A 15,604-nucleotide genomic window follows, 5' to 3' on the forward strand; every position below is an offset into this window, starting at 1 on the left:
CGTCAGCCCACGCCGGAGCTGTCCCAACGGACCTGCTGCCAAGGACAGCCGCGCGCGGCGGTCCGCACCTGCCCACGGGCCGATCGCCGCTTCGCGGAACGGTCGTTCCTGTCCTGCAGGTCACTCGTAAACCCGCCCTTGCGGGAGGCACCTGCGGTATTGTGCGCTGGATGCGTGTCTCGCAAGTCTGGCCTGCTGTCCTGGTAGCTCTGTACTCGACCCTGGCTCTGGCCCAGTCGCCTGCCATCTCTCCAGGTCCGCGGGGCGAGCCGGCCCCGGCCGCCGCTGTCGAGCCCGTCGCCAGCGAGCCCGTCGCGCCGGAGGGCCCGAGCGAGGACCCGGCCCCCGCCGCCGCCGACCCGGCCCCCGTGCAGCACACGACCGCCCCGCCCTCGTCGCCCGAGGGCGTCGCCGACTCGTCGCGCACGCCGATCGTCGAGCCCCGCGCCAAGCCTGACGGCACCGGCGAGCTGCCGCCGCTGCCGGCCCGCCATCGCCTCGTCTACAGCAACCTGCTGGTCCTGCGCGTCAACCCGCTCGGCGCCGAGGACCGCTTCACCCTCGGCTACAACCTCCGCCTCTACAACAACGCCAAGCCGCTGTTCCGCGACGCCTACTTCGGCGTCGGCTTCAGCCCGACCTTCTCGCCGTCGATCACCCGCATCGGCGGCAACATCGACTTCGCCCCGCTGACGATCCTCCGCTTCCGCGGCGCCTACTACCTCGCCACCTGGTATGGCAGCGATCGCTTCAAGGCCCACCCGTACTCGTCGCCGACGGCCGAGTACGGCCCCGCGAAGCTCAAGGACGAGGCGGGCACCAGCACTCTCGGCGGTCAGGCCGAGCTCAGCGCGCTGTTCCAGGTCCGCGTCAAGATGATCGCGATCCGCAACGAGGTCACGTTCTATCACAACAACATCCGCCTCCCGAGCGGCAGCGACGTGTTCTACGACCTGCGCCACGACGTGCTCGTGCCCGGCAAGGGTTGGTTCCTCACCAACGACACCGACCTGCTGTACATGACGAAGTTCGGCCTCAACGCCGGCGTCCGCAACTCGCTGGTCCACGTGTTCTACCGCTCGGACATGTACGGCCCCGGCGAGGACGCCTCGGTCAACCCCAACACGCCGATGGACCGCCTCGGCCCGGTCCTGACCTACACCTTCTTCGACCGCCCCGAGAAGCGCTTCAACAAGCCCACTCTGGTGTTCGCCGCCCAGTGGTGGCTAAAGCACCGCTACCGCGGCCAGGGAGCGCCGGGCATGGAAGACCGGATCCACCAGGGCATCCCGCTGTTCCTGCTCGGCTTCTCGTTCACCGGCGAGCTGGTCAAGAGCAAGCACTGAGCCGCCGCCCCCTCCGAGTCGCCGCGATGCCCCGCGCTCGCGGCGATTTTTTTGCCCGCGGATCCGCCGGCCTCGCAAACACATGTCCTTTGGGACATGTCCTGAAGACCGCACGCCTCGCGGGTCTGCTCGATCCGCGGGCCCGGGGCGATCGCTCCGCCCGCGGCGATCTCCTGGAGCAGGCACACCGCGGCCCTGCTACGATCGCGCCGATGACGAAGCGCGACTGGACCACCGCGGGCGCCGGCGGCGAGCCCCTGTTGCGGGCGCTGGCCGGCTTGCCGGGCTCGGTGTTGACATCGTTCCTGCTGACCCTCGCCGACCTTCGGGCCCGCGAGCGCAGCCCCGCCGACGTGCTCCGACAGTGGGAGGTCGACACCTTCACCGGCCTCGCCGCCGTCGACCTGCGCCGGCTGCTGCGGGCCGAGCTGCGGCTGCTCGACGCCGCCGCCGGGTTCGAGGCCGTCGAGCTGGCGCCGCTGGCTCCGCTGGCCACCTGCGCCGCCGTCGGCCCGACCAGCCAGAACAAGATCGTCACCACCATGCGCGGCACCGAGGTCGTATCCGACTCGACCAATGTCCTCGCGCTCGAGTGTGCCCGTCGACTCCGACGCGACCCCCATACACCCGTGCGATTGGCCACCTGCCAGCGCGTCGTCCGGGCCCAGGAGGTCCCGCGGCGGCCCGGCTACGCCCACCACTTCAAGCTGTTCTCGCTGGCCACGGCCGGGCGACAGACGCGAGATCATGGTTTTCTGGTCGATGCCTTGGTCGAGCATGTGCGGACCCTGCTCCGTGGATTCGATCAATTGACCCAGGAAGGTTTCACATTTGGCCGACGGTCCGTCCGCTTGCTGGCCACCACCGCCCGCAATGCGGTCGCCGATCGCATCGCCGAGCAATTGGCACCAGTCGTCGACCTCGCCCGCAGACCGCTCGATCACGATTATTACGACGGTCTGCGCTTCATCATCGAGATCGAGGCCCCGGACGGCAGCGTGGTCCCGATCGCCGATGGCGGCGCTTTCGACTGGGTGGCCCGCCTGGCCGCCAACCGCCGCCTGGTGTTCGTCGCCAGCGGTCTCGGCACCCAGTTGGTGGTCCTGTTGTTCGGAGGCTCGGCCTCTTTACAGTCGCGGAAGTGACAGCCATCATTCGCCGGGCGTGGCCGCTGATCCCTCCGACGTCGCTCGGGCAGAAGGTCCACCGGGCCGCGATGCCGACGGAATCTCGCGCCCCGCAGGTATGGCGGACCGCGGTCCCGTCAATGGCGCCCGGCACCTGTCCCAACCGCCAGCTGCGGACAATGGCCACCCGCTGCGGCCGCTGCTGCGGACCGGCGCGACCCGGGTCGCGTCGCGGCTGTCCGGCCCCGCCGCACATGTCCCGTGGGCCATCCTCCACGGCGACGTGCGCGACGGCCTGGCCGCGCTGGCCGACGAGTCGGTCGCCTGCATCGTCACCAGCCCGCCGTACTTCTGGCAGCGCGACTACGGGGTCGCCGGCCAGCTCGGGCACGAGCCCACCATCGCCGGCTACGTCGCCGCGATGCGCGAGGTGTTCGCCGCGGCCCGGCGCGTGCTCAAGAAGGACGGCGCGCTGTTCCTCAACCTCGGCGACACCTACTACTCGGCCAAGGGTCGCCCGCACGGCCGCGACGACAAGCACCGCGGCCGCATGCTCGCGCGCAGCACCCTGCGCGCGGTCGACGGCCCCGGCCTCGGCCTGCCGCGCAAGAGCCTGATCGGCATCCCCTGGCGGGTCGCGCTCGCGCTGCAGGAGGACGGCTGGACCCTGCGCAGCGACATCATCTGGAAGCGCCCGGCCACCATGCCCGAGCCGACCGCCCGCGACCGCCCGTGGAACACCCACGAGCACGTGTTCCTGTTCTCCCTCACCCCGCGCTACCACTTCGACCGCGGCGGCCTCCAGGGCGAAGAGGACATCTGGCAGATCACCGCCCGCCCCGACAACCCCGCCGCCCACTTCGCCCCGTTCCCCGCCGCCCTCGCCGAGCGCTGCATCCGCACCGGCTGCCGCCCCGGCGGCGTCGTGCTCGACCCGTTCGCCGGCTCCGGCACCACCCTCCTGGCCGCCCGCGCCCTCGGTCACCCGGCCGTCGGCATCGAGCTGTCCCCCAGCTACTGCGAGGCCATGGTCACCGCGCTCGGCGGCACATGACCTCGGCGACATGTCGACATGGCCATGTCCGATCGGCCAGCTACAGCCCCATCTGCTTGGCGATGATGATCTTCATGACCTCGTTGGTGCCGGCGAAGATCCGCTGCACCCGCGCGTCCATGTAGGCGCGCGAGATCGGGTACTCGAGCATGTAGCCGTAGCCGCCGAACATCTGCAGGCAGGCGTCGACCACCCGGCCGAGCATCTCGGTCTGCCACAGCTTGGCCATCGAGCACTCCTTCACCAGGTACTCGCCCGCCATGTGCTCGGCGATCAGCCGGTCGATGAACACCCGCCCGACCTCGACCTCGGTGGCGCACTCGGCCAGCTTGAACTGGGTGTTCTGGAACTTGACGATCGGCCGGCCGAACGCCTTGCGCTCGCTGACGTAGGCCAGCGTGTCGGCGAGCACCACCTCGGCGCCGGCCTGGGCGCCGATCGCCACCACCAGCCGCTCCTGCTGCAGCTTCTGCATCAGCATGAGGAAGCCGGCGCCGGGCGAGCCGAGCACGTTGCTCGCGGGGATCCGGCACTCCTCGAAGAACAGCTCGGAGGTGTCCTGGGAGTACATGCCGGCCTTCTTGAGCTTCTTGCCGCGCACGAAGCCGGGGCGGTGCCCCTCGACCACGAACAGCGACAGGTTCTGGTGCGGGCTGTCGGAGCTCTCGGAGCGGGCCGCGACGACGCACAGGTCGCACAGGATCCCGTTCGAGATGAAGGTCTTGGCGCCGTTGATCACGTACTCGTCGCCCTCGCGGCGCGCCGTGGTCGCGATCGACGCCAGGTCCGAGCCCGTGCCCGGCTCGGTCATCGCGATCGCCGTCACCAGGTCGCCCGACACGCAGCCCGGCAACCACTCCTTCTTCTGCGCGTCCGTGCCGAACGTGGCGATGTACGGCACCACGATGTCGCTGTGCAGCGGCAGCGCGAAGCCGGACTCGTGCACCCGCGCCAGCTCCTCCGTCACGATCACCGAGTGCAGGAAATCGCCGCCCGGCCCGCCCAGCTCCTCCGGCAGCCACGGGCACAAAAGCCCCGCCGCGCCCGCCTTGCGCCACGTCTCGCGGTCGACGATCCCCTCCTCCATCCACCGCTCCTGATGCGGCACCACCTCGCGGGCGAAGAACTCCCGCGCCGTCGCGCGGAACAGGTCGTGGTCGGGGGAGAACAGGCTGCGCTTCATCGCAGCCTCTTATCGCACAATCACAGGAACGGGGCGACCACCGCCTCCAGCTGCGGCCCGAACACCGCGCCCGGCTGACGGAACGCCAGCGCTCCGTTCGCGTACACGCACAGCGTCGGGATCGACTGGATCTGCAGCGCCCCCGCCGTCTCGCGGTGCTCCTCCGTGTTCAGCTTCAGCACCAGCAGCTTGCCCGCGTGCCGGCCCGCGAGGTCGGCGATGTGCGGCGCGAGCTGGCGGCACGGCCCGCACCACGGGGCCCAGAAATCGACCAGAACCGGCACCGGCGAGCTGGCCACCGCGCGCTGCAGCTCCGCGTCGCTCACGTCCTGCGGGTGCCCGGTGGTGTCGAGCTTCTGCTTGCAGCGCCCGCACTTCGGCGCGTCGAAGCGGCGCGCGGCCGCGATCTTGTTCAACTGCCCGCACGCCCCGCATCGGAACAACAGCCCGTCGCTCATCGTCATCACCTCCGCGCGCCTGCGCGCCGGCAAAACTAGTCACCGCCGTCGACTCTGGCAACCCGAACGAATCTATCGGGCCCGGCGCGCGTACCACTGCCGGTGCCTCGCCTCAGCCCGGTCGTCGCCGCCCTCGCCCTCCTCGCCTGTGCGGCCCCGTTTTGGCCCGCCTCCGAGGCCCACGCCGGCGACTTCCTGCAGCGGCAGCGCCGCTTCCCGCGGGTCGAGGCCGCGCTGGAGCGCCACCAGGACGCGCTCGTCGACCGCTTCCGCGCCGCTGGCGCGGCGTGGCCCCCGCGCCAGCTCTTCATCCGCAGCTTCAAGGTCGAGGCCGTCACCGAGCTGTGGGCCGCGTCTCGAAACGAGGGCGAGCCGCACGTGCTGGTGCGGACCTTCCCGATCTGCCAGAGCAGCGGCGGGCTCGGGCCCAAGCGACGCATGGGTGACTTGCAGGTCCCCGAGGGTTTCTACCGCGTCAGCCTGTTCAACCCCCGGAGCAGCTACCACCTCTCGCTCGGCGTCAGCTACCCCAACGCCGCCGATCGCCGGCACAGCGCCGGCCAGCCGCCCGGCAGCGCCATCATGATCCACGGCGACTGCGTCACGATCGGCTGCATCCCGCTCGAGGACGGGCCGATCGAAGAGCTCTACCTCGCCGCCGTGTTCGCCCGCGACGCCGGCCAGCGCGACATCCCGATCCACATCTTCCCGTGCCGCCTCGACGACCCGACCTGTCAGGCGCGCCTGGCCACCGAGAGCGCCGCACGGCCCGAGCTCGCCGCGTTCTGGGACGGCCTCGTGCCCGGTTACCTCGCCTTCCTCCAGACCGGCGCCCCGCCGCGGGTGCTCGCCGACAAGGGCGGCACCTACGAGGTCGCCCCGCCGCCGCGCCCGCGTCGCCCGCTCGTCGCCGCCGGCGAGTGATATGTCTTTCGGGACATGTCGCTCCACACATGTCCCTGACAATTGTTTCACGTCGCTGCGGCGCGATCGGGACCGCCCTGACGCTCGCAGTCACGCCCGGCTGCAGGGACCGGACTTGCCGCGGCCCATGAATCGGGCCAGCATGCCCGCATGCTTGTTAGCCTCCATACACGTATCGAGCCGTTGCGGCTCTCGCTCTTCCTTGCGATGGGTCTGCTCGGCGCGTGCGGCGACGACGGCGGGACCTCGGCGGGGACCGACAGCGGGACCAGCACCGGCACCACGCAATCCCCCACCACCGGCACCACGGCCACCGACACCACCGACACCACCGGCGCCCCCACCACCGGCATGACGGGCACCTCGGAGACCGGCACCGACACCACTTCGACGACGACGACCACCACCACTGGTGAGACCACCGCCGTCAGCGCCACCACCCTCGACACCACGAGCCTCGACACCACCACCAGCGACACCACGACCTCGACCACGAGCGACACCGACGGCCCCGACCCCGAGTGCACCGTCCTCATGCAGGGCATGACCGATCCGCCCGTGCCGTCGGGGTGGGTCAAGTGCGGCGACAAGCTGCCGCACCGCGTCGAGGAGGAGGTGTGCCTCGTGCCCGCGCCGCCCGCGAGCTGCCCGCTGGACAATCAGCCGTGCAAGACCAATGACGACTGCACCGAGCTCCCGTTCGGCTCGTGCCAGTACTTCAACGTCGGCTTCGAGGGCTGCGGCTGCTCGTACGGCTGCGAGACCGACGCCGACTGCGACCCCGGCTTCGTCTGCCGCTGCGGCGGCGACATCCTCGGCAAGACCTCGCAGTGCGTCGCCTCCGAGTGCACCAGCGACGCCGACTGCGGCGACCAGCTGTGCCAGTTCTCGCAGTCGATGGGCTACGACTGCGCCCCCGAGGTCATCAACGGCGCCTGCACCACGCCCAACGACCTCTGCGACATGGACCCGCCCTGCGGCGACACGCCGTGCGCCTACAACACCGACAACGACGTGTGGGAGTGCTCGCTGGTCGCCTGCGGCCGCCCGTTCATGGTCGACGACCACGCCGTCACCGCGCCCGCCGCGGCGCGCGACGACTGGCGCGCCCTCGCCTCGGTCGCCTCGGCGCCGGCCGACGTGCGCGCGGCCCTGGCCGCCCACTGGACGCAGATCGCCCTCGCCGAGCACGCCTCGGTCGCCTCGTTCGCCCGCCACATCCTCCAGCTGCTCGCCGTCGGCGCGCCGCCGGAGTTCGTGCTCGACACCCAGCGGGCCCTCGCCGACGAGGTCGAGCACGCGCGCCTGTGCTTCGCCCTGGCCAGCAGCTACGGCGGCGCCGGCGTCGGCCCGGGCCCGCTCGCGCAGGCCCACGAGCCCGGCGCCACCGACCTCGAGGCGGTCGTCGCCGCCGTCATCCGCGAGGCCTGCGTCGGCGAGACGCTCTCGGCCCTCGAGGCGCGCGAGGCCGCCGAGCGGGCCGCCGATCCGGGCCTGCGACGGATCCTCGCCCGCATCGCCGACGACGAGCAGCGCCACGCCGAGCTCGGCTGGCGGTTCGTCCGCTGGGCCCGCGAGCAGCTGAGCGACGACGCCCGCGAACGCACCGACGCGGTGTTCGCCGCCGCCGTCGCCGACGCCGCCGCGAGCGCCGGTCACATGTCCCGAGAGCCAGGTACGCCCGAGCTCCGCGCCCACGGCGTCGTCGACGCCCCGCTGCGCGCCTCGGTGTGGCTGCGCGGCCTCCAGGGCCTGGTCAACCCGGCCGCCGCCGCCCTCCGCGCCGCCGCCTGAGCGCCTGTCGCCGAGGGTGCGCCCTCGGCCCTCTGTCACATCAGACATGCTCCAAAGCGCATGTCCGATGTGACATGTCGCCTGGAGCATGCCCCTTCGGGCATGTCCCTTCGGCCTCAGCGCGCCTTGCCCAGCACAGCCGCCATCTGCGCGTCGTCGGCGTAGAACTCCGCCACGCCGCTGCAGTCCGCGATCGACTCGGCCAGCGCGCCGGGGTTGTGGACCCCGTGGGCCAGCAGGTGGGCCAGCCGACCCTCGACCTGCGCGCGCGAGCGCGGCGTCACCAGCTCGAGCAGCCCCTCGGCCAGCAGGGCGGCCACGATCGCGGTCGCCCGCCGATCGGCCGCGTCGTCCGGCGCCGCCGTGTCGCCCCCCTCGTCCTCCTCCTCGAGCCCGAGCACGGCAGCCACGTGCATCAGGACGCCCTCCGCCGTCGCCTGCGGATCGTCGTCGTCCTCGTCCTCCTCGTCCTCCTCGGCCTCGTCCTCGGCATCCTCGGCCTCGAGCGGCGGGGGCGGCTCGGCGAAGCACTGCACCCCGGTCGCCGAGATCACGACCACCAGCCCCGCCGGCGCGACGAAGCGGAGCTCCTGCTCGCCGCGACCGCCGACCACCGAGCACACCGGGAACGCCTCCGTCACCGCCTCGGCCAGCGCGATCGGGTTGACCTGCGTGTCCTTCGGGAACGCCATCGACTCGAGCAAGCGTCGCGTCATGGGCCGCAGCATACCGCGTCCAGCCGCGCAGCGCCCGATCTGTCCTCCGGGACAGCCCCATCGAACCAGCGGCCGCGGCCGGACCGCAGCACCTCGCGCCGATCGACGCGCAGGCGCCGGCGCACGATCCCCCGGCCAAGGGATGGCAGATCCGCCGATCCTTGCGCGCGACCGCCAGCCGCACGGACCCCAGGACCCCCCTCCGACCTCGCTCGCACCGGAGCGCGAGCCAGCGCGACCCCAGCCACGGCATCCGCACGTCACGCGCCCGCGCGCCAGCGACAGGGTCCATGACCCCCGGTGAGCGCCAGCGAGCGGCCTCCGCGCGCGCGCTTCATCGCCGGCTGCGATCCGTGGCATCCTCGGCCTGACGCATGCTCGAGGCCCTGGCCATCGACCCGCTGAGCGCCTCGACCTCGCTGCTCGGCCGCCTGTTCCCGGTGGTCTATCTCGGCGGCCTGGTCGCGCTCGGACTCCTGATCTCGTTCGTGCTGCGCAAGCTCTCGGCCGTCGAGACCTTCCGCCAGGTGCACCCGTGGATCCCGCTGCTCCACCTCGCGGTGTGGGTGCCGCTGGTGTGGCTGCTGCAGCACCGCTTCGTGCCCGCGGCCAGCACCGCCGACTGGTGGTCGCGCGGCCTGTGGCTGCTGCTGTTCGCCGCCGCCGGGCTGCCGTGGTTGCGCAGCGTGTTCCTCGGGGTCGTGTTCGCCGTCGAGGCTCGCTACAAGATCGGCGACGACCTCCGCGTCGGCGACATCGAGGGTCGGCTCGTCGGCGTCGGCCTGCGCGCGATCACCCTGCGTGGCCTCGCCGGCGTCGACGCCACCATCCCCTACGAGCGCCTGCTCCGCGAGCCCGTCGTGCGCCTCAACCTCGGCGAGCACGACACCCCCTGCGACCTCATCCTCGACGTGCCCGCCGGCATCGTCCCCGCGCGCGCCGCCGAGCTCGCCCGCCAGGCCGCGGCGCTCAGCCGCTACGCCTCGCCGCGCCGCCCCCCCGAGGTCTTCCTCGCCCCGCGCCAGGGCAGCGCCCTCGACCTGCAGCTGCGCGTGCGCGGCTACCTCTACGACCGCGAGCACGACGACCGCTTCCGCAGCGACCTCGTCGAGCGCATCCACGCCGCCTTCACCGCCGAGCTCGAAGCGCTGGCCCGCCGCTCGCCGTGACGTCCGCCTCGACCAGCGCACCCCGCGAGCGCCCCTTCGTCGCCGGGCTGGACCCGCTCGCCGTGACGCCGCTCGCCGCGAGGCCACCCCGCGAGCGCCTGCGAATCACCGCCTCGCGCATCCTCGTCCCCCCGCGCCGGTGAGCGCGCGTCTTCGGCTCGCATGCGAATCGCCGCGCTCAGCGACTTCCACATCGGCGCGCGCGCCGGCATGGACGAGTTTCGCCACGACGAGGCCGCCTTCCTCGAGAGGCTCGCCCGCGTCGTCGGCGAGCACGACCGCGTCGTCCTCGTCGGCGACATCTGGCAGACCGACCACGACCTGTTCCCCGGCCCGCGCGCCGCGGCCCGCCAGCTCCACCTCGCGCGCCGCCGGCTGCCACGGCTGACCCGCGCCCTCGACCGCCTCGACTACGTCCACGGCAACCACGACTTCATCGCCCGCGACGAGCTCGGCGCCGCCGCCGAGCTGCAGATCGACGCTGACGGGTGCCGGGTCCTGTTTCGCCACGGTCACCAGCACGACCCCGTGTTCGCCCGCGCCTACCGGGCCGCCCGCGCCGCCACGTGGTTCACCGGCCGCCTGCGCCGCGCCGGCCTCGGCCCGCTCGCCCACTACTTCGAGCAGCAGGACGTCGCCATCAAGCACCGCCGCTTCGGCCACGCCGCCGGCCCCTACGCCGCCGCCGCCCGGGCCCTCATGCGCGAGCGCGGCGCCGATCTCGTGGTCATGGGCCACACCCACGTCGCCCACGTCCATTACCTGTCCGAAGGGACAGTCGTCAACACCGGCACCTGCTCGGCCGGCCGCTTCACCGTCGTCACCATCGACACCGCCGCCCGCGCCGCCAGCATCACCCACGATCGGTGACCTGTCCCCGGGGACATCCTCTCCTGCGCCGCGCATGCAGCTGCCCCGCGTCACCTCCGCCTCCGTCTGGCCGCCCGTGCTCGTCACCGCCGGTCCAGGCGCGCGCAGCGAGGCGCACGCGCACCACGCCATGCACCTCGTGCTCGCGCGCGGCGGCACCCTCGCCATCACCGTCGGCGACACCACCGTGCGGGCCGCAGGCATCGTCACCGCGCCCGACCACGAGCACGCCCTCGACGCGCGCGGCGTCGACATCGTCCTCGTCTTCTTCGACCCCGAGAGCGACGCCGGCGAGCGCCTGCGCGCCGGCCTCGACGCGCCGGTCCGCACCCTCGACGCCGGCGAGCGCGACGGTCTGCTCGCCGATCTGCCCGGCGACGCCGACCCCGAGCCGCTCCACGCCTGGGGTCACGCCGCCGCCGAGCGCCTGTCCCGAGAGACAGCCACGCCGCGCGCCCTCCACCCGCGCGTGCGCAAGCTGCTCCGCGCCCTGCGCAGCGCCGCCCCCGAAGCCGACACGTCCTTGCCGGCCCTCGCCGCCCTCGCCGGTCTGTCCGAGAGCCGGCTCGTGCACGCCTTCCGCGACTCGGTCGGCATCCCCCTGCGTCCGTACCTCCTGTGGCAGAAGCTGCAGCGCGCCGTGGTCGCCATGGCTTGCGGCGAACCGCTGGCCCGCGCCGCTCACTCGGCCGGCTTCGCCGACGCCGCCCACATGAGCCGCACCTTCCGCCGCATGTTCGGCATGACCGCCTCGGAGCTGCAGCGCAGCCTCCCGCGCCCCGCGTAGCCCCGCGCGCAGCAGCCGTCGCGCGCCACGAGCACCCCTTGCCGATCGTAGCCAGTCCGTTCAAGCCGCCCGCCCGGCGCCCGCGCTACACCCTCCGCATGCGCCCCGACCTCCTCGCCTGGCAGTTCGAGCACTACCCGCTGAACCACGCCGACCGCGCCAACCTCGCGCTGCACGCCGTGTCCGTCCCGCTGGTCCTGCTGGGCCTGCCCACCTTCGCGCTCGCCCTCGCCAGCGGCCGCTTCGCCCTCGCGGGCGCCGGCCTCGGCCTAGCGATCCTCGCCGTCGCCGCCCAGGGCCGCGGGCACCGCCGCGAAGCCCACGCCCCGGCCCCGTTCCTCTCGCGCGGCGACATGCTGGCCCGCCTGATGGCCGAGCAGTTCGTCACCTTCCCGCGCTTCGTCCTGTCCGGCGGCTTCGCCCGCGCCTGGCGCTCCGCCGCCTGAGCAGCGGCATGCATCTCGGGACATGCCCGATCGGCCATGCCCGAATGCACATGGCCGATCGAACCTGCCCGATCGGCCATATCCTGGACGCCTCAACCGGAGCGCGCGAGCCCTTGCATCTCGGGGTACTTCGCCGCGACCTCCTGGACATCCGGCGGGAAGTCGGCCAGCTCCTGCACGCGGCGGACCTCGATCACCTCGTTGTCGCCGGCCGGGCAGCGCGACGCCCACGCGATCGCCTCCTCGCGCGACGCCACGTCGATCATCCAGTAGCCGCCGAGCACCTCCTTGGCCTCGGCGAACGGCCCGTCGGTCACCTTCGGCTTGCCGCCGGAGAACGACACCCGCGCCCCCGTCGACGGCGGGTGCAGCCCGTCGAGCGCCAGCAGCACCCCGGCCCGCTGCAGCGACTCGTTGTAGGCCATCATCGAGGCGACGGCCTCGGCGCTCGGCGCCTCGTCGGGCGCGGCGGCCTCGTAACCCCTGGGGATCATCAGCATCATGAATCGCATCGTCGTGGTCCTCTCCGTCGTCGTGGTGGGTCGGGCTCCCGGTCCGGTCCGGCCCGCACACCCCCACGTCGAACGGCCCCCGCCGCGATCGACACACCGCTAAAAAATTGTTCGCCCGGGCGCGGCGGCCTCACCCGTCGCGCGACGACACCTGCTCGACGCGGTCCTCTTCCTGGCACCACGCCGTCAGCGGCCCGCCGTACACGCAGCCCGAGTCGAGGCCCATCGATTTCGGCCCGCGGTAGTGGCCGCGCCACGCCCAGTGGCCGTGGATCACCATCGGCTCGCCGCGGTAGAACTCGTCCCACGGGCGATACGGCGGCGGGCAGTCCTCGGCCTTGCGATCGAACTTGCTGCGCTCGCCGGAAGCGGTGCAGCAGCGCACCCGCGTCATGAACGACAGCTCCGGCGACTCCAGCCACGCGTCGTCGTGCGCGGCTCCGTTGACCCGCGCCGCGACCGCGTGCAGGTCGGTCCAGCGCGGATGAAAGCCGGCGTGCACCGCCCACACGTCCGGCCCCTTCGAGCCCGGCGCGGCGGGCAAGAACTGCAGGCCCGGCATCGCGCGCAGGCGGGCGAGCAGCGCGGGCCCCTCGGGCGCGGCGAGCAGCGGCCCGAGCGTGTCGTGCTTGCGCGGCCATCGCCCGGCCGCGACCAGCAGCGCGTAGACGTCGTGGTTGCCGACCACGCCGCGCCCGCCGACGTCGCGCCACAAGCGGACGGCCGCGAGCGAGTCCGGGCCGCGGTTGACAAGGTCGCCGAGGCACCACAACTCGTCGGCCTGCGGGTCGAAGCGGATCTTCCGCAACAGGTCCTCGAACTCCCGGGCGCAACCTTGAAGGTCGCCGATGAACCACCGCATCGTCCTGGATTGTAGCCGCCTTCCCCCATGTCGGGCGCGCGCGGGCACAAGACCTTGCCGACAAACGAGCTCGGCTGTATAGGCGAACGCGGGAGGCTATTACCCGTATGCGAACCGTTTGTTCGAGCCACGCCGGCCGCGTCTGCGTCCTCGCCGCGCTCACCCTCACCGTCGCGGCTTGCGGCGACGACGCCAGCACCACAGGGGCCACCGGCACGCCGACCACCGCCCCGACCACGCTGCCGCCGCTCACCACCACCGACGACTCCGCCGGCACCACCGATCCAGGCACCGGCAGCGGCACCGACACGGGCGCCTCCGCCACCTCGACCGGCAACCTCCCCACCACCACCGGCGGCAGCGACACCGGCGGGATCAAGCTCGACCTCGGCCAGCCCGATTTCCCGAACGACCCGACAGGCGACACCGACGCCGCCAAGGGCTGCACCGCCGTCGACCTCCTGTTCGTGATCGACAACTCCGCGTCGATGGGCCAGCACCAGGAGGACCTGAGCGCGGTCTTCCCCGACTTCGTCGACGCCATCATCGACGCCCTCCCGCCCGGCACCGACCTGCACGTCGGCCTGACGACGACTTCGTTCTACGACGGCGGCTGCTCGGAGAGCACGGTCAACTGCGTCAGCCAGTCGAGCGAGCAGGAGATCCTCCAGCACTACGTCGCGCCGCCCGCGAGCACCAACGAGAACGGCGGCCAGGGTCGCCTGTTCGAGTGGCAAGGTCAGCACTACTTCTCGCTCGACACCGACGAGGACCCATCCGCGCTCAAGTCGTGGTTCACCGCCGCAGCGACCGCCGCCGGCGAGACCGGCTGCTCGTTCGAGATGCCGGCCGCCGCCGCCGGCTGGGCCGCCGACCCCGCGACAGCCCCGACCAACGACGGCTTCATCCGCGACGCCGGCGCAGTGCTGGTCGTCTTCGTGCTCACCGACGAGCCCGACAAGTCGCCCGAGCCCGTCAGCCAGTGGGTCGACAAGTTGGTCGCCGCCAAACAAGCGTGCGGCGGCCTCGACTGCATCCTCGCCTCGGGCCTGGTCCCCGGCTTCTGCTACGACAACCCCGGCGACTCGACCCTCAAGACCTTCCTCCAGTCGTTCTCGGCCCCGCCCTTCACCGGCGACATCGACGGCAACCCCAGCGACTACGCGATGGTGGTCGGCGACGCCCTCGCGGGGGTGATCCAGGAGAAGTGCGAAGAGATCGAGCCGCCGGCCTGATCTTCACTTCACCCGGGACAAACCGCGGCGGGTCGCATCGGCACCAGGGGGCGGAGTTCAGCCCGACGCCCGCAGCGCTGCCAGCGTGAGCTGCACCCGTCGCCGCAATGCCGCCTGGGACGGCAGCGTGTGCGCGTCGCTGAGCGCTGCGATACAGAAGGCGGCCAGCTCGGGCGGCGCGACGTCCTCACGCACCAGTCGTGGCTCGATCGCGTCCTCCAGCAGCGCTTGCAGGAGCTGGTGGAGCCGCTGAAACCCGCGCGCCACCGACTCGCTGTGCCGCATCCGGGCGACCAGCTCCGAGCCGTGCTCGGCGTGGGCCAGCCGCGCGTAGGTCTCCAGCACGCGCTCCAGACGCTGCCACGGCGTGCCCTGGCGGTCACGCGCGGCCTCCAGCGCGGCCAGATGACTCGCCACGTCGCGCTCGTGGAGCGCTACCAGCACCTCGTCGAGCTCGCGAAAGTACTTGTAGAGCGTCGCGCGACCGATGCCCGCGCGCTCGGCGATGGCCAGCATGGTCGTGGCGCCCAGCCCCTGCTCGCCGATCAGCGCGGCCGTCGCGTCGAGGATCGCCACCTGCATGTCGCGTCGGTGCAGCTCGATGGTGTCCGCCCAGATCTTCGGCACCGGCGCAGCATAGCGCGTCGCCGTCCGCGGCCGGATGTTTTTAGACATGATGAATTTGACAGTAGACATCGTGTCTTGATAAACGATCGCATGCTCACGATCCTGGCGTTCCTGGCCAAGCGGCCCGACCTCACGAACGAGGCGTTCGTCGACCATTACGAGAACCACCACGTGCCGCTCATCTGCCGGCTGGTGGGTTCGCCGCCGGTCTATCGTCGCAGCTACCTGCGGCACGACGACGCCCTGCTGCCCGGCGCGGCGATCGGCTTCGATGTGGTCACCGAGCAGAAATTCGCCGATCGTGGAGCACTGGACGCGTGGCTGGCGGCGGTGTCACGACCCGAGGTGGCCGCGCAGGTGCGCGCCGACGAGGAGAGCTTCCTCGACCACCGGCACTACTTCGCCTACATCGTCGAGGAGCACGTCACGACGGGCGCATGAGGGCGCGACTCGTGGCGACGACGACATCGCCCTCATCGCACGCACGCGCCCCG

Annotated in this window: 17 protein-coding genes; 11 read left to right on the forward strand and 6 right to left on the reverse strand. The window is 72.1% G+C overall.

The annotated features are described in order from the left end of the window. The first annotated feature begins 170 nt into the window (after positions 1-170). The 3 genes from POL25_RS08280 (at position 171) to POL25_RS08290 (ending at position 3,527) form a co-directional block, all read left to right on the forward strand. Positions 171-1,346, forward strand: a complete 1,176-nt coding sequence (locus tag POL25_RS08280; RefSeq protein ID WP_272085372.1) for a hypothetical protein — start codon at positions 171-173, stop codon at positions 1,344-1,346. A 212-nt stretch (positions 1,347-1,558) separates the two neighbouring features. Continuing rightward, positions 1,559-2,491, forward strand: a complete 933-nt coding sequence (locus POL25_RS08285) for a hypothetical protein (RefSeq protein WP_272085373.1) — start codon at positions 1,559-1,561, stop codon at positions 2,489-2,491. Positions 2,492-2,591: 100 nt separating this feature from the next. After that, entirely contained in the window at positions 2,592-3,527 is a 936-nt protein-coding gene (locus POL25_RS08290; RefSeq protein WP_272085374.1) for a DNA-methyltransferase, read from the forward strand. 40 nt (positions 3,528-3,567) lie between these two features. Here the strand turns inward: POL25_RS08290 and POL25_RS08295 are convergent, their stop codons facing one another. Next, positions 3,568-4,710 carry an acyl-CoA dehydrogenase family protein gene (locus POL25_RS08295; protein ID WP_272085375.1) on the reverse strand — a complete coding sequence of 381 codons (1,143 nt, stop codon included), beginning with the start codon at positions 4,708-4,710 and terminating at the stop codon, positions 3,568-3,570. Between the two features lie 20 nt (positions 4,711-4,730). Beyond that, on the reverse strand, positions 4,731-5,168 hold the full coding sequence (locus POL25_RS08300; RefSeq protein ID WP_272085376.1) for a thioredoxin family protein: 438 nt from the start codon (positions 5,166-5,168) through the stop codon (positions 4,731-4,733). 102 nt (positions 5,169-5,270) lie between these two features. Here POL25_RS08300 and POL25_RS08305 point away from each other — a divergent pair, with 102 nt between their 5' ends. Together POL25_RS08305 and POL25_RS08310 are read left to right on the forward strand one after the other, a co-directional pair. After that, a complete protein-coding gene (locus tag POL25_RS08305) occupies positions 5,271-6,092 on the forward strand; it encodes a L,D-transpeptidase family protein (RefSeq protein WP_272085377.1) in 822 nt (273 codons plus the stop codon). Between the two features lie 150 nt (positions 6,093-6,242). Continuing rightward, complete coding sequence (locus POL25_RS08310) at positions 6,243-7,886, forward strand: ferritin-like domain-containing protein (RefSeq protein ID WP_272085378.1); 1,644 nt, start codon at positions 6,243-6,245, stop codon at positions 7,884-7,886. A 116-nt stretch (positions 7,887-8,002) separates the two neighbouring features. Here the strand turns inward: POL25_RS08310 and POL25_RS08315 are convergent, their stop codons facing one another. Then, complete coding sequence (locus POL25_RS08315) at positions 8,003-8,602, reverse strand: hypothetical protein (RefSeq protein WP_272085379.1); 600 nt, start codon at positions 8,600-8,602, stop codon at positions 8,003-8,005. A 374-nt stretch (positions 8,603-8,976) separates the two neighbouring features. Between POL25_RS08315 and POL25_RS08320 the strand changes: the two genes are divergently transcribed. The 4 genes from POL25_RS08320 (at position 8,977) to POL25_RS08335 (ending at position 11,874) form a co-directional block, all read left to right on the forward strand. After that, entirely contained in the window at positions 8,977-9,771 is a 795-nt protein-coding gene (locus POL25_RS08320) for a mechanosensitive ion channel domain-containing protein (RefSeq protein WP_272085380.1), read from the forward strand. A 162-nt stretch (positions 9,772-9,933) separates the two neighbouring features. Further along, positions 9,934-10,641: a metallophosphoesterase family protein gene (locus tag POL25_RS08325; RefSeq protein WP_272085381.1), complete on the forward strand. Its 708-nt coding sequence runs from the start codon at positions 9,934-9,936 to the stop codon at positions 10,639-10,641. A gap of 34 nt (positions 10,642-10,675) precedes the next feature. Then, positions 10,676-11,428 carry a helix-turn-helix transcriptional regulator gene (locus tag POL25_RS08330; RefSeq protein WP_272085382.1) on the forward strand — a complete coding sequence of 251 codons (753 nt, stop codon included), beginning with the start codon at positions 10,676-10,678 and terminating at the stop codon, positions 11,426-11,428. A 98-nt stretch (positions 11,429-11,526) separates the two neighbouring features. Continuing rightward, positions 11,527-11,874, forward strand: a complete 348-nt coding sequence (locus POL25_RS08335) for a terminase (protein WP_272085383.1) — start codon at positions 11,527-11,529, stop codon at positions 11,872-11,874. Between the two features lie 92 nt (positions 11,875-11,966). Here POL25_RS08335 and POL25_RS08340 read toward each other — a convergent pair whose 3' ends face one another. Beyond that, the gene (locus POL25_RS08340) at positions 11,967-12,386 is read right to left on the reverse strand and encodes a YciI family protein (protein WP_373372069.1); all 420 of its coding nucleotides are present in this window, start codon (positions 12,384-12,386) and stop codon (positions 11,967-11,969) included. A gap of 130 nt (positions 12,387-12,516) precedes the next feature. Further along, complete coding sequence (locus POL25_RS08345) at positions 12,517-13,248, reverse strand: metallophosphoesterase (RefSeq protein WP_272085385.1); 732 nt, start codon at positions 13,246-13,248, stop codon at positions 12,517-12,519. A gap of 107 nt (positions 13,249-13,355) precedes the next feature. Between POL25_RS08345 and POL25_RS08350 the strand changes: the two genes are divergently transcribed. Continuing rightward, entirely contained in the window at positions 13,356-14,483 is a 1,128-nt protein-coding gene (locus POL25_RS08350; protein WP_272085386.1) for a vWA domain-containing protein, read from the forward strand. A gap of 57 nt (positions 14,484-14,540) precedes the next feature. Here the strand turns inward: POL25_RS08350 and POL25_RS08355 are convergent, their stop codons facing one another. After that, positions 14,541-15,110, reverse strand: coding sequence for a TetR/AcrR family transcriptional regulator (locus POL25_RS08355; protein WP_272085387.1), 570 nt, complete (start codon positions 15,108-15,110; stop codon positions 14,541-14,543). 90 nt (positions 15,111-15,200) lie between these two features. Here POL25_RS08355 and POL25_RS08360 point away from each other — a divergent pair, with 90 nt between their 5' ends. Continuing rightward, positions 15,201-15,551: an EthD domain-containing protein gene (locus POL25_RS08360; protein WP_272085388.1), complete on the forward strand. Its 351-nt coding sequence runs from the start codon at positions 15,201-15,203 to the stop codon at positions 15,549-15,551. Positions 15,552-15,604 lie beyond the last annotated feature (53 nt).

The sequence above is a fragment of the Nannocystis bainbridge genome (genome assembly GCF_028368995.1).
Lineage (GTDB): Bacteria > Myxococcota_A > Polyangia > Nannocystales > Nannocystaceae > Nannocystis > Nannocystis bainbridge.

Coding starts and splice junctions, on each gene's coding strand:
- POL25_RS08280 (WP_272085372.1), top strand. CDS start 171: ATGCGTGTCTCGCAAGTCTGGCCTGCTGTCCTGGTAGCTCTGTACTCG.
- POL25_RS08285 (WP_272085373.1), top strand. CDS start 1,559: ATGACGAAGCGCGACTGGACCACCGCGGGCGCCGGCGGCGAGCCCCTG.
- POL25_RS08290 (WP_272085374.1), top strand. CDS start 2,592: ATGGCGGACCGCGGTCCCGTCAATGGCGCCCGGCACCTGTCCCAACCG.
- POL25_RS08295 (WP_272085375.1), bottom strand. CDS start 4,710: ATGAAGCGCAGCCTGTTCTCCCCCGACCACGACCTGTTCCGCGCGACG.
- POL25_RS08300 (WP_272085376.1), bottom strand. CDS start 5,168: ATGAGCGACGGGCTGTTGTTCCGATGCGGGGCGTGCGGGCAGTTGAAC.
- POL25_RS08310 (WP_272085378.1), top strand. CDS start 6,243: ATGCTTGTTAGCCTCCATACACGTATCGAGCCGTTGCGGCTCTCGCTC.
- POL25_RS08315 (WP_272085379.1), bottom strand. CDS start 8,602: ATGACGCGACGCTTGCTCGAGTCGATGGCGTTCCCGAAGGACACGCAG.
- POL25_RS08320 (WP_272085380.1), top strand. CDS start 8,977: ATGCTCGAGGCCCTGGCCATCGACCCGCTGAGCGCCTCGACCTCGCTG.
- POL25_RS08325 (WP_272085381.1), top strand. CDS start 9,934: ATGCGAATCGCCGCGCTCAGCGACTTCCACATCGGCGCGCGCGCCGGC.
- POL25_RS08330 (WP_272085382.1), top strand. CDS start 10,676: ATGCAGCTGCCCCGCGTCACCTCCGCCTCCGTCTGGCCGCCCGTGCTC.
- POL25_RS08335 (WP_272085383.1), top strand. CDS start 11,527: ATGCGCCCCGACCTCCTCGCCTGGCAGTTCGAGCACTACCCGCTGAAC.
- POL25_RS08340 (WP_373372069.1), bottom strand. CDS start 12,386: ATGCGATTCATGATGCTGATGATCCCCAGGGGTTACGAGGCCGCCGCG.
- POL25_RS08345 (WP_272085385.1), bottom strand. CDS start 13,248: ATGCGGTGGTTCATCGGCGACCTTCAAGGTTGCGCCCGGGAGTTCGAG.
- POL25_RS08350 (WP_272085386.1), top strand. CDS start 13,356: ATGCGAACCGTTTGTTCGAGCCACGCCGGCCGCGTCTGCGTCCTCGCC.
- POL25_RS08360 (WP_272085388.1), top strand. CDS start 15,201: ATGCTCACGATCCTGGCGTTCCTGGCCAAGCGGCCCGACCTCACGAAC.